This is a genomic window from Flaviflexus sp. (assembly GCF_052087705.1).
GTDB lineage: Bacteria > Actinomycetota > Actinomycetes > Actinomycetales > Actinomycetaceae > Flaviflexus > Flaviflexus ciconiae.
Genome location: NZ_JBQCYC010000003.1, coordinates 92,849 through 105,552, shown reverse-complemented (window position 1 = coordinate 105,552; position 12,704 = coordinate 92,849). Strand labels below are relative to the sequence as shown.

The window sequence follows — 12,704 nt, the reverse complement described above, 5'->3', positions numbered from 1 at the left end:
CTGAACGATAGAGTTAAGGACGAAAACAAGGGAGAGAAACTGATGGGAAGATTCCGTTTACTGCTTCGCTGGGCGATCGTCGCGGGGCCTACGGTCCTCCGTATGGTCCGCACCTACGCGCCCGTCATCAAGAAGCTCATCGATTCCAACCCTGAGGCCGTATCCAAGCTGACGGGCAAGCTCAAGGACTACCAGGGAGCCAAGGAAAAGAAGGGCGTGGCCGGTGCTTCCGCACGCCTTGAGGTCCTCCGTGAACAGGTCACCTACCTGTACGGTTCGGCCAACACCCCCGAGGTTGCCGAGAAGGCCATGGCCTGGAAGGGGCAGCTCGCAAAGATCGAGTCCTCGATTCCGCTCATCGAGGTCCTGTCCGCGAAGGAACAAAAGAAGAAGCTCAAGGAAATCAACGAACGTATCGACGACCTGTCGAACGAGATCCTGGCCGCCGTTGTCGAAGACGATATCCAGGATGCTGAGGTTATTGACGAGGACCAGTGACGGACACCCCGCACGACCCGACGATCCTGCCGTCGGCTAACACCCCCGAGCCCGACTACGAGCCCGGGGATCTTCGCCCGAGCCCGGCCCCTATTCCGCCGCGGCCCGAAGGATCTCGCGTCAATCCCCACGGCATTAAACGTTCCACCGGCGAGTTCAGTGCGCCGTCCGGCGAATACAGTAGTGGGGGATGGACACCGGCCCGGCCGGCACGCTCACCGGGTGCTAACCCCGGGCAACCCGGAGCGCAACGAACCCAGGGGCAACGGTTACCGGCTACCGGCAACCCTGCGGGCCACCCGGCGCCGCAGCAGTACGCGCAGGGCACGGGACCTCGCACCGGGGGAGCACCGTACTGGTCCAGCCCAAGCGCACCGTCTGGCCCCACGGCGGCCTCCGGGCCGAGCGCTACCTCCGGTCCAAGTATCGGTGGCCCGAACCCCAATTACGCCCAGCATCAGCAAGCCTTCCCCGGCAGGGTCAGCCATCGAGCGAACCGGGATCGGGAATCTCCCATTGGCGCAATAGGCGGCCTGTTTGCACTGCTGGGAACATGTCTCGCACTGATCGCGCCCTTCACGACTCTTATCAACCAGCCCGATGCAATCAGCCTGTGGGGAGCCACCTATGGCTCGGAGAACTCCTACATTGTTTTCACGGGCGCTGCCGTTGGCATTGTCGGTGCGGTTCTTCTCCTGCTTTCCCTCAAGAGCAAACGCAAAGCCACGATCGGTGGCATTGCTGGAATAGTGGCAGGTTTCGTAATTGGTGCCATTACGGCCTATTTGGTGACAAACTCAGACCATAGGGATGTCATCGCACAGGGCGGAACCTTTGGACCGGGAGTCTGGCTGCTGATCTTCGCGGCCTGCTGCCTGCTCATTGGTGGAATTCTGGGCCTGGCACGCGGAACAGTCACCTCGGAAGGAACACAGTGACACACATCGGGACACCAGCGGTTGAGAAGATGAGAGCCGCCGGGCTCGACGAGCTCGCTATCCGGGTTTTTGAACAGAATATTGAAACGGTCGCCAGGGGAGAAGCGGGCTATATCCGCGAACGCGACATTGAACCCCTCACCAATATTGACGAATTCACGGGCGAGGGGTCCGTAGGCTCCGCCATCGCCCACACCGCCGTCATTAAGCTCAACGGTGGCCTCGGCACATCCATGGGGCTCCAGGCCGCGAAGTCTCTTTTACCGGTGACTCCCGACAAGACTTTCCTCGACATCATCGTCAGCCAGGTCATGTCGGTCCGCAAGGAACATAATGTTGAGCTTCCGCTTATTTTCATGAACTCCTTCCGCACCGATGAGGACACTCTCGACTACCTGTCCCGGTACGAGGATCTGGCAACCCCCGGAATCCCGCTCTCTTTTATCCAGAATCGCGTTCCGAAACTCCGACGAGACGATCTGAGCCCGGTCGAGTGGGAGAAGAACCCGGAGCTCGAATGGACACCACCCGGTCACGGTGACCTCTACACGGCCCTTCCCGGCTCCGGCATGCTCGCCACGCTCATTGACCGCGGCTTCCGCTACGCCATGGTGACCAACTCCGACAACCTCGGCTCCTATCCGGACCCGGTCCTGGCACAGTGGTTCGCGGATTCCGGCGCCCCGTTCGCCATGGAAGTGTGTAGGCGCGAGCCGAGCGACCGCAAGGGTGGGCACCTTGCACGGCGCATATCGGACGGCAAGATTATTCTCCGCGAAGTAGCGCAAACCTCGCCGGACGATGTTGACGCCTTCCAGGACATTGACCGTCACCGCTACTTCAACACCAACACCCTGTGGCTTGATCTTGAAGCACTCGCTGTTGAGCTTGCTCGCAACAATGGTTACCTTGGTCTTCCCGTTATCCGAAACGCCAAACTCGTTGACCCAACCGACCCAACCTCCACCGGGGTGTATCAGTTGGAGACCGGTATGGGATCCGCCATCGAGATTTTCGACGGCTCGGTAGCGATCACGGTGGGACGGGATCGGTTCATGCCCGTGAAGACGACAAATGATCTTCTTCTGCTACGCTCCGATGTTTACGATATCGACGACAGCGGCCACATCGTGAAGACCGTCGATAAGGCACCCCTGGTCAAGCTCGACCCGGCCTACTTTGCCCACATGGACCATTTTGATAAGCGCTGTCAGCATATTCCTTCCTTAGCGGGAGCGACAAGCCTGACCGTTCATGGCGACTACACCTTCGAAGAAGGAACCGTAGCTACGGGCGATGCCGTGTTTGGTGAGGAAAGCTAAGCAACGGTGAATTAGGGCCAACGGCGGGCAGGTCGACCGGCCCGCCCTCACACTTAGCGTGACTAGCCAGGCTAGCGACCAGGCGCAGCAGGGCAGATACGCCGGCGATTCCGGCCGTATCCGGATTGGTGCCCGAAGAAAACTTGTTTCTGAGAAAAAGAAAACGGCGAGAACCTTTCGGTATCTCGCCGTTTCCGACTGTGCGCGGAGAGGGACTTGAACCCTCACCCACTATACGTGGACTAGCACCTCAAGCTAGCGCGTCTGCCTATTCCGCCACCCGCGCAGGTGGCCCGGCCTTCGCCGAAGCAACGAATAAGAATTTATCACGACCCGGACGAGGTTAGCCAATTTCGCGGACGTTTTTTGGTGTGACGTCGCTCGCTGACAACTTTTTGTTACTGAATGCTGTCACTTTCGGACGGTGATGGGATGGCCGAGCCTGGAATATCGATCAGGGACGTGAACGAGTAATCTGGAAGGCATGCAGCCAGTTACTCTGACGACCGATCGTCTTCGCCTTAAGATCCCGACCGCCGAGCTTGTCGCCGAGGTGACGAGGATCTGCAACGATCCCGAGATACAGAAGTGGACGACGGTCCCGCATGGTTACACAGAGGAGCATGCGACCGAGTTCCTCGGCAACGCTCAATCCCTGTGGGAGAACGATAAGCCGATCTGGGCGATCTTCGCGGGTAATGAGCTCGTTGGCATGATTGACCTGCAAATGACGGTCGGGCAGAACCTGAGGACCGCTGTTGGGTATTGGGCGGCTCCTGAATACCGTGGCAATGGTTATCTGACCGAGGCTGTGCGAGCAGTCTGTTCGTTCGCTTTCGAGCAGGGGTGTATTGCTGTGGGATGGGCGTGCGAGGTGGATGGAACCGATATCAACTGGGCGAGCGCCAAGGTGGCCTGGAAGGCTGGCTTCCAGTTCGAGGGAATCAGGCGTGCCGCCATGTACGACAAGGGCAAGATTCGTGACTGCCTCGTGGGGACGCTGACTGCTGAGGATCCCATGGAGCCCCAGGGGCCCTGGATTGGTCCCTCCAAGGGCCGCCGCGCCGTCATGAACTCACGTGACCCGGAGGCACTTGTCCGGGAGTTCCACGAGACGTATGCGATGCCGATCGCAACCGATGGACCGAACGTTGATCGGGAACGCACCCACATGCGCATGGCCCTGATTGCCGAGGAGTTCCACGAGCTCGTTACGGCCGTTTACGGCAAGTCCTCCGGTCAGATTGTCGCTGAAGCCTACGAGACTGCAGTTGAGGCGGACGATGGCACTCGCGACACCGTGGAGACTGCGGACGCTCTCGCAGACCTGGTCTACGTGATCTACGGGATGGCACTCGAGTCGGGTATCCCGCTCGAAGACGTGCTCCGTGAGGTACAGGCCGCTAATTTGTCGAAGCTGGGCGCGGACGGCAAGCCGATCTATCGTGAGGACGGCAAGGTCCTGAAGGGGCCCGACTATTTCCGTCCCCGGATCGACAGGGTTCTAGGCCTCGAAAAGTAGGTTCTCTCGAAAAGTGAATCAGGAACGACTGCTGACGAGCAGCAACTGAACGCCACGGACCCCGGTAGCTCACGCGACCGGGGTCCACTTATTTATGTGTTCGCTACGGCGAAAGCTTGCGGGCTAGAATTCCCACGTCCATCCCGACCCGTCGACTCCCCACGGGTTGTAGACGAGGTAACCGTGGTCGAGGCTCGTGTCGAGCGCAATGAGCCCGGATGCTGTCTCACCGGGGTTGATGAATGGGGCCGGCTGGTCTTCGAGGGCAAAGCACTCGTAGGAGGCGACGGTGATGACGTCGGCCTGAATGACTCCGTTCAGGTCTGTCAGGTAGAAGGCGTCGGGAGCAATTGTCAGGAACGGTTCCTCCCCGTCGTCCAAGTACTCCGAGTAGTCTTCTGACATTTCGGCCGAGATATCGAAGACAAGGAAGTCCTCGCCCTCGGGCTCTACGTCAACGGGATCGATACGTGAGGGGCATGTGTCAGCGTGTTCGATTGAGTTCACCGTGAGGGTGAAGATTGCTTCGTCGCCGCCGCCGGCCAGCCCGATAGGTTCGCCAAGCTCTCCCTGGACGTCGCCGGTGTCGGTGACTTCCGGGGTCTCCTCCGTTTGAATATCGTTGCCGCCGGTCTCCGGCTTGTTCGTGGCAACCGGGATGGGGTCAACGGATGGATCCCGGTCAGCATCAGCCTCGCTGGAGCAGGCTGCGATAAGTGCGAGTGCCGCGGCTCCACCCATAAGTTTAGAAGCGCGTGATATCACCGGAAATCACCTTCGTTCCGTAGTTCTTTGCGTAGCTTTCACGCCACGGCGTGGCGACGTAGACCCAGGCGTTCTTGTCGTGGGCCGTGCGTTCCTTTTGTCTGATGTAGTTCATTTTGTTGGGATCCCCTCCCGGGGTGTAGCCCTCCCAGTCATCCATGCGCCGCACTTCGGCGGTATAGGTCTCTTGCGGGAAGAACAGCATTTCACCGGTTAGCCCGGTCTTGCCCGGCACCGCCCAGGGCCACACCGGATAGGACGGGTAGGGGTGGTCGGTTACCCACAGTTCGAGCAACCCGGCACGGCTGAGGACGTTGAGATTGAATCGTCCCTGGACAACGTGATGTGCGGGTTGACCGGTGCGGAGCGTTCCGTAAACCATGACCGGTACCTGGCGGGGAAGCGGTGGCTCCTTGGGCGGCTCCGGCTCTTCGGGTTCCTCCGGGGGATCGGGCTCAACGGGCCTGCGGTGCACACCGGGCGTGTCCGTGGCATCCCCGTCCCAGTCACCGACAATCGCGGAGTCCTGCTCCCGACCGTACTTAATGACGGTCTGAGCGGGCCCCGACTCGAAGTCGTTCCTGATGTGCCATTCGATGCCGCGACGGACAGTAAATGTGTCTTGTCCGTCCCCATCCCAGTCGCCAACCTGGATCTCGTCACCATCGCGACCGTACTTGAACTCGTGGTCGGCAATGCCACCCGAGATCTCGTTCTTCACAAAGAAGGTGTGCCCCCGGCGGACAGCAAGGGTGTCGACACCGTCGCCATCCCAGTCGCCAACGAACACGTCGTCATCGGTGCGGCCGTACTTGAAGGTGACGTCGGGATCGCCGGACGTCAGGGAGTTGCGTAGGAAGAATTCGTGGCCCCGACGCGCACCGACCGTGTCGATACTGTCGCCATCCCAATCCCCAATGAGGAACTCATCGTCCCTGTGGCCGAACATGAGCCAGATATCGCGGTTGCCACCGGAGTTGGTGTTGCGGAGGTAGAAGTGCTGATCGCGGCGGACGCCAACGGTGTCGACACCGTCGCCGTCCCAGTCGCCGACAACCGGATGGTCGGTCGGCTTTCCGTACGTGAACTCAATGTCGGCATTGCCACCCTCCCACGAGTTATTGAGGAAGAAGTTGTGGTTATCGTCCGCGAGGAGTGACGTAAGCGGCGCGGCAGTGTCGTCGACAGGGACAGCATCTCGCGCCTCATTGTAGGGCCGAGCGTAGCTGTCGGGAGCTTCGGCGTCATCGCCGTCGTCCGCGACGGTTATGGGGCCGGCGATCATGATGGCCGAGACCGTTGCGGCTGTGAGCGCCATCAGCGGTGCTCGTCGAATGCGGGGATATCGTCGTATTCCTGGCATGCCATTCCTCGTGGGTTGTGCCTCTGGCAGGGTTGCTCACCCGGTCCCGGGATCATCCGGGACCGTTGGTGTGTTTCATGTAACAGATGCTAGTGGCAATGCCACCGGCTCGCGACCGGCGAGGGCCGTGCTGAGATCATGGTAGTTGAGAGTTGACGTCGGGGCATCGCGAATAGTGCCGTCATGGCACCGCAAAGTGTTCAGTGTTGATGATTATTGCTTTGGCGTGCACGTTGGTTCGCCAGCGATCGCCGAACGTGCATATGCCACATTGTGAGGTACAGTCACCAGCCACGTGCGACAGATGCCTTACCTGTGAGGCACGGGTGAACGTCAGATGGGTGATCCGGCTGCGTAGCGAGCGCAGGGGAGCGTGCTGCCATGAGCGGACCTGCTTGCTGGAAAGAGGCCGGCCCCGGCCGTTCATGTGAACAGCCGGGGCCGGGTTAGCGGAGAGTTACTCGCTGGAGTGCTCCTTAGCGGCGCAGACCAACAGAGTCGATGCCGTCGCCGTTCCAGTCACCGACGAGGACCTCATCGCTGTCACGTCCAAGGACGAACGAGCGATCAGCCGAGCCGGAGGACAGGGAGTTGGAGACGTAGAAGGTGTCACCGCGACGCAGTGCAACGGTGTCCTTCAGGTCGCCATCCCAGTCGCCAACGAGAACCGTGTCAGACTCGTGGCCGAAGTGGAACGTATCTTCGGCGTTGCCACCGACGAGCGAGTTCTGGACGTAGAACGAGTTGCCACGACGTACCGCGAAGGTATCGTAGCCATCGCCGTCCCAGTCGCCAGCGAACAGGTCATCGCGCTCGCGGCCGTACTTGAACTCAACCTCGGCGTTGCCACCGATGAGCTGGTTCTGGGCGTAGATGGTGACACCGCGGCGGACCGCGAAGGTGTCGTAGCCATCAGCGTTCCAGTCGCCGACGAGGATCTCGTCGCCGTCACGGCCGAACTTGAACTCAACCTCGGCGTTGCCACCGATGAGCTGGTTCTGGACGTAGAAGGTGTGGCCGCGGCGAACACCAATGGTGTCAACGCCGTCGCCGTCCCAGTCACCGACGAAGACCTCATCGCCGTCGCGACCGTACATGAAGTAGTGGTCAGCAGCCGACTCGAAGTCGTTGTAGAGGAAGAAGCCCTTGTCGGCTTCCTCATCGATGGAGCCGTCGCCCGGGCCCTCGCCCGGTACGCCGTCACGGTCGATAGTGAAGGCCGGGGAGGTCCAGACCTCGACGTGGTCGGGGTTGTCGATCGAGCCGAGGCCCTTGACCGCGGTGACCTCGATGACGTAATCGCCGTCGAGTGCCTTGAGGTACTGCTCGGAATCAGCGGACTTCACGTAGGTGCCGTCCCACTGGTAGACCTGGATGCCGGGGACTGCGCCCTCGCCATCGGACTCGTAAACGACGTTGTAGTCCGGGCTGACCGGATCACCCTTCGTGCCATCAGCGTTGGCGTGGAAAGCCTCGATCTTCATGTAGGAGACCGGGTTCTCGATGTGGAGAACAGCGTACGGGGTGTCGCCGTCTTCCATGGAGTACACGTACTCGTCGTGGCCCCAGCTGTAGTCGCCGTCGCTCACGCATTCGCCGTCAACGAGCTTCGTGCAGTCTTCGAGGACGCCGAGGCCCGGGGTCGAGTAGATCGGCTCGTCAATGAGCTCGCCGACCTCTTCCTCGGTGTAGCCGTAGTCGCGGTAGGTCCACTGCTCCATGAAGGCCAGGTCCGTCTCGTAGTCGCCAGCGAGGCCGCCGTACGAAACGATCGACCGGGTCGTGTAACCGGATGCATCCTCACCGAGGACGACGATCTGGCCGCCGTAGATGCCACCCGCGAAGCCCTCGGGCTCGGTGATGGTGACGTCAACAGTTGCAGTGCCGCCAGCCGGAACGGTCACGGTCTCAGCCGAGAACTCGGTGGTCGCGGCTGCTCCGTAGTAGTTCGGGAGCTGGTTGATGCCAGCCGTGGCGATGCCTGCGAGGTTCACGAACGAGTAGGTGAACTCGACTTCGTCACGGTTGTGGATCGTGAGGGTGTGCGTCTCGGAAGCGCCGGTGTCGTTGTCGTAGAGGTTGATCTGCGACGGCGTCACCTGGGTGCCCCAGAGGTTCGCGAAGATGGCGTTCGGAATGTTGATCATACCGGCGCCCTGGCGGTGAACCGGTTCCGGGAATTCAAGATCCGGGTTACCGGACCAGAGGAGCGGATCAGCGGTGTTCTGAAGACTCGTGAGGACCTGGCTCGGGTTGAGCGCGGGGTTGACCTCAAGGATGAGAGCGGCCGCACCAGCAACGTGCGGAGCTGCCATCGACGTGCCCGACAGCGTTGCGTAACCGGAGGGGCCAGCCTCAAGCGGGTATGCCGAGTTGATGAAACCACCCGGTGCAACAACCTGGGGCTTGACCGTGAGGTCAGCCGACAGGCCGTAGGACGAGAAGTCGGAAACAAGACCGCCGGTGGCGATCTCCGAAACTTCGGTCTGGTCCGACCAGGTGAGGGTGACGGGCTCTTCGGCGGCGGCGAGATCAGCGCGGATTGCGTCGCCGTCAGCCATCGAGATGGTCACGGTCGGGATCGTGATCGCGGGATCGCCCTCAACGGTTGCGTTGATGGCACCGGCGACGTTGTTGTCGATGATGACACCGGCTGCACCGGATTCCTGAGCGGCAGCAGCCTTCTCATGGAATGTCGAGTTGCCACGGCGAACAATAACAACCTTGCCCTCTGCATCCTCGATCGGGACAGCGCCCGTCTCGGAACCTGCCGGGTAGGCAATGATCTCGTATTCGGAGTTGTCGGTCGGCGGGTTCGGAGCACCCGTCGAGGGCGAGTAGGCAATGTTCTGGTCGTTGACGACGAACACCGGTGCCTCGGAGGCAACGTTGTCGACGGAACCAACAGAAATGACCTTCGAAGCAACGGCCGGTGCGCCACCGGAGAAGACGCCGGACTCGCCCTCGTTGCCCTGCGAGACGGCGACGACGACGCCAGCGTCAACAAGGTTGTCTGCAGCGACAGCGGTCGGGTAGTTCGGCCAGGTCATGAAGCCTGCACCGATCGACATGTTAACGATGTCGGCACCATCGCGTGCCGAGGCCTCCATGGCCTGAAGCATGATGGCGGAGTCGGTCGAACCTTCACAACCGAAGACGCGGTAAGCGAGGACGTTCGCGTCGGGGGCTACGCCGTAGACGCCGGTAACATCGTCGGAGCCTGCCGCAATACCGGCAACGTGCGTGCCGTGGCCTTGGCAGTCATCCGGGTTGGAGTCCGGGGCCGGGACAGGGTTGTAGTTGTCCGCTGCGGGGTTCGCGTTGTAATCATCGCCAACGAAGTCGTAGCCGCCGATGATGCGGGAGCCGTTGCCGTTGATCTCGGACCAGGGGGTCGTATCAGCGACGCCGGTTCCGCCGAAGGCGACGTGGTCGATGTCGACACCGGTGTCAATGATCGAAATCGTCTGGCCATAGCCGGAGACGCCGAGATCCTGTGCGAAGTCGGCGCCGGTCATGCCGGCAGCAAATCGCATCTCGGGCTCGGCACCAAGATCGCGCTGCTCCGGAGCGTCGATGAGAAGGACGGGGAAGACCCCGGCAACATCAACGCGGTCGAGAACCTTTGCGAGTTCGGCATCGTCAGCGGTGACAACCGCGCCGGCCCACAGCTCGCTGTGCGATGCCTTAACCTCGACGTCGAGGTCGGCGATCGCAGACTCAAGCTCGTTGAGGTCAGCATTGACTCGGGCCTGGGTTCCACCATTGACGAGGGGAGCGGAACTGAATGAAACGAACCATTCGCCGGTTGCTCGCGAGCCGTACGCGGAACCGGCAACGGATGCCTGGTTTGCGGACGAGCCGACGAGGACCGACGGATCAGATTCGTAGATGGGATCAGCGCTCGGAGTTGCTGCGGCAGGAACAATGAATGCCCCTAAACCAAGCGCACCTGCACCAAGTGTGGCGATGCAGGCGCGGAGCGTCCTCCGAGAACCAGGAACATGACTGGTCATGTGGTCTCCTCAGTAATTAATTGTGTCTTTCGACTCTTCGCTGCGACGAAGGTCCCTCGATTATGCTGGACCTCATATTTTTTTGCATCCTTTTAGGCGTTTTTGAGACAGTTTTCAGATTAAATACAGCAAAAAACCGTATTCAGATGGCATAATGGCTCTAATTGATGTGAACGCTGGACGCTTTAGTCAGGCGTGTGATATACGGCACGGCGTGCCCGTTCTTTTGGGGCACTGGTCCAGTCAAGATCTCGTCAGGAAAGCGTCTTAGCTAGCGGCACTTTGCCGGTTAGCTCTAGATACTCTGCCAGATTGGCCCGGGAGTTACCATGATCCGACGCGTTTTGTAATTTATTTTCCCGTCTTCTGCTCGCGTTTCGCCCCACGTACCTTGTAGGGATCCCTGTCTGTTGATGACGGTGGTTGCGGGCCGGGCAGAGCTGCTATCGAAATCTGTTCGTGGATAGGCAAAGGCAGTCCTCGTTTTCGAAACCGGCACCCGAGGGGCCCTCGATGGTGGATTTCTGGATTCTGACTGTGGTGCGTGGTGACGGAAGTTGACCGGGTCCTAAGAGCATAGGGAAGGCCCGCGTGGACAGGCTTGGAAAGAGAATTGTTCTGCCGATGTGCGGTCTACGCGGTTGCGAATGGAAAGTATCTGCGTCCGACGGACGTTGCAGGCGGATGAGAAACATGTGGTCACGAGCATGGACCTTATGGCGTGGGGTGACAATCCCAGTTACGGTTCACGTATGAACTCCGTTGACCCCGCAGCCATCGATGTGTCGACCGTTGTCGACGTGTGCGCAGACCTTATCCGTATCGATACCCAGAACTTCGGTGACGACCCGAAGACCATGCCGGAACGCCCGGCGGCTGACTACGTTGTCGAATACCTGAAGCGGTACGGCTACGACCCGGTCATTATCGAGTCGAAGCCGGGCCGTGCCAACGTTATTTTGCGGGTCCCGGGATCCGATCCCGAGCTTCCGGCTCTCGTTGTTCACGGGCACCTTGACGTTGTTCCCGCGATCCGGGAGGACTGGACTGTCGACCCGTTTGCGGGAGAGGTTAAGGACGGTTACGTCTGGGGCCGCGGCGCAGTTGACATGAAGAACATGGATGCCATGATCCTCGTCGTCCTGGCCGACATGAAGATCCGTGGTTGGCAGCCGGAGCGGGAACTCATCGTGGCTTTCTTCGCAGATGAGGAAGCGGGAGGCGTGTGGGGCGCGCAGTGGCTCGTCGACCATCATCCGGAGCTGTTTGAGGGCGCTACGGAGGCGATCTCCGAGGTGGGTGGCTACTCCGTCCGCGTGGGAGACGAAACCGTGTACCTTATCCAGACCGGTGAGAAGGGCATGGATTGGTTGACCCTGACGGCGCACGGTCGGCCCGGCCACGGCTCGCAGGTCAACAATGAGAACGCAATTACGAAGCTGGCTTCGGCGATCACCCGAATCGGTGAATGGGATTGGCCGATTCAGCTGACGGACACCGTCCGGACGCTCCTGCTAAAGGTTTCAGAGATCACGGGAGTTCCGTTCTCGGAGGACCCGAAGGACCTTGCTGCCCTCGTCGCTGAACTCGGCCCCGCCGCACCGTTTGTTGGTGCCACTCTCAGCACCCAGGCCAACCCGACGCGGCTCGGTGGCGGATACAAGGAGAACGTGATCCCCGGAAGTGCCACCGGTGCGGTGGACATGAGGCCCCTGCCGGGAACCGAAGACGAGGCCCACGCCATTATCGAGGACCTCGCCGGAGAAGGCGTGGATGTTTCCTCGATCGTGCGCACGACCGGCTTCGAAGTATCGTTTGAAACAGAGATCGTGGAGCGCATGTCGCAGGCACTCCTTGCCGAGGATCCCGCGGCAATCATCGTTCCGTATCTCATGTCGGGAGGAACCGACAACAAGCCGCTCAAGAGCCTCGGCATTAATGGCTACGGCTTTGTACCCATGGCACTTCCCGCCGACTTCAATTTCTCGGCGATGTTCCACGGCAACGACGAGCGCATCCCGGTTGCGTCCCTCGAGTTCGGCACCCGAGCACTCGCGCGCTTTCTCGCGAGCTAACCGGACCCAGCCAGTCCTGACCGACCGGTTCTGACTAGCCATTCCATTCCGTTCACCCCTTCTGCCCTGTCACGCAATGCGCGGCAGGGCAGAAGCCTATTTGCCTGTCATCTCATGTGCTGACATGGTACTCATGCGATTCCGTTCACAAAACGGACATGATGGTGCTATGCTGGCGGAAACAAAATAGCTCATCGGGATGGTA

8 protein-coding genes and 1 tRNA gene are annotated in these 12,704 nt (G+C 60.4%); 5 read left to right on the top strand and 4 right to left on the bottom strand.

Going from position 1 to position 12,704, the window contains the following annotated elements:
- Positions 1-42 precede the first annotated feature (42 nt).
- From ACTHUY_RS02915 to ACTHUY_RS02905, 3 genes are read left to right on the top strand one after another with little or no spacing between them, the layout of a single operon-like run.
- Positions 43-498 carry a hypothetical protein gene (locus ACTHUY_RS02915; protein ID WP_126703218.1) on the top strand — a complete coding sequence of 152 codons (456 nt, stop codon included), beginning with the start codon at positions 43-45 and terminating at the stop codon, positions 496-498.
- Positions 495-1,436, top strand: coding sequence for a hypothetical protein (locus ACTHUY_RS02910; RefSeq protein ID WP_441654226.1), 942 nt, complete (start codon positions 495-497; stop codon positions 1,434-1,436). Before ACTHUY_RS02915 ends, ACTHUY_RS02910 begins: the two co-directional genes overlap by 4 nt.
- 29 nt (positions 1,437-1,465) lie before the next feature.
- Complete coding sequence (locus tag ACTHUY_RS02905) at positions 1,466-2,758, top strand: UTP--glucose-1-phosphate uridylyltransferase (protein ID WP_441654256.1); 1,293 nt, start codon at positions 1,466-1,468, stop codon at positions 2,756-2,758.
- A gap of 201 nt (positions 2,759-2,959) precedes the next feature.
- Here the strand turns inward: ACTHUY_RS02905 and ACTHUY_RS02900 are convergent.
- Positions 2,960-3,044 (bottom strand) — tRNA-Leu (locus ACTHUY_RS02900).
- 198 nt (positions 3,045-3,242) lie between these two features.
- On the opposite strand from ACTHUY_RS02900, the gene ACTHUY_RS02895 reads away from it, so the two are divergent.
- The gene (locus tag ACTHUY_RS02895; RefSeq protein ID WP_441677611.1) at positions 3,243-4,280 is read left to right on the top strand and encodes a GNAT family N-acetyltransferase; all 1,038 of its coding nucleotides are present in this window, start codon (positions 3,243-3,245) and stop codon (positions 4,278-4,280) included.
- Between the two features lie 123 nt (positions 4,281-4,403).
- On the opposite strand, the gene ACTHUY_RS02890 is transcribed toward ACTHUY_RS02895, so the two are convergent.
- The 3 genes from ACTHUY_RS02890 to ACTHUY_RS02880 form a co-directional block, all read right to left on the bottom strand.
- Positions 4,404-5,021, bottom strand: a complete 618-nt coding sequence (locus ACTHUY_RS02890; RefSeq protein ID WP_441677609.1) for a hypothetical protein — start codon at positions 5,019-5,021, stop codon at positions 4,404-4,406.
- Positions 5,022-5,025: 4 nt separating this feature from the next.
- Positions 5,026-6,408, bottom strand: a complete 1,383-nt coding sequence (locus ACTHUY_RS02885; RefSeq protein WP_441677607.1) for a gamma-glutamylcyclotransferase — start codon at positions 6,406-6,408, stop codon at positions 5,026-5,028.
- A 476-nt stretch (positions 6,409-6,884) separates the two neighbouring features.
- Complete coding sequence (locus tag ACTHUY_RS02880; RefSeq protein ID WP_441677605.1) at positions 6,885-10,424, bottom strand: S8 family serine peptidase; 3,540 nt, start codon at positions 10,422-10,424, stop codon at positions 6,885-6,887.
- A 752-nt stretch (positions 10,425-11,176) separates the two neighbouring features.
- On the opposite strand from ACTHUY_RS02880, the gene ACTHUY_RS02875 reads away from it, so the two are divergent.
- On the top strand, positions 11,177-12,499 hold the full coding sequence (locus ACTHUY_RS02875) for a M20/M25/M40 family metallo-hydrolase (protein WP_441654231.1): 1,323 nt from the start codon (positions 11,177-11,179) through the stop codon (positions 12,497-12,499).
- The last annotated feature ends 205 nt before the right edge of the window (positions 12,500-12,704 follow it).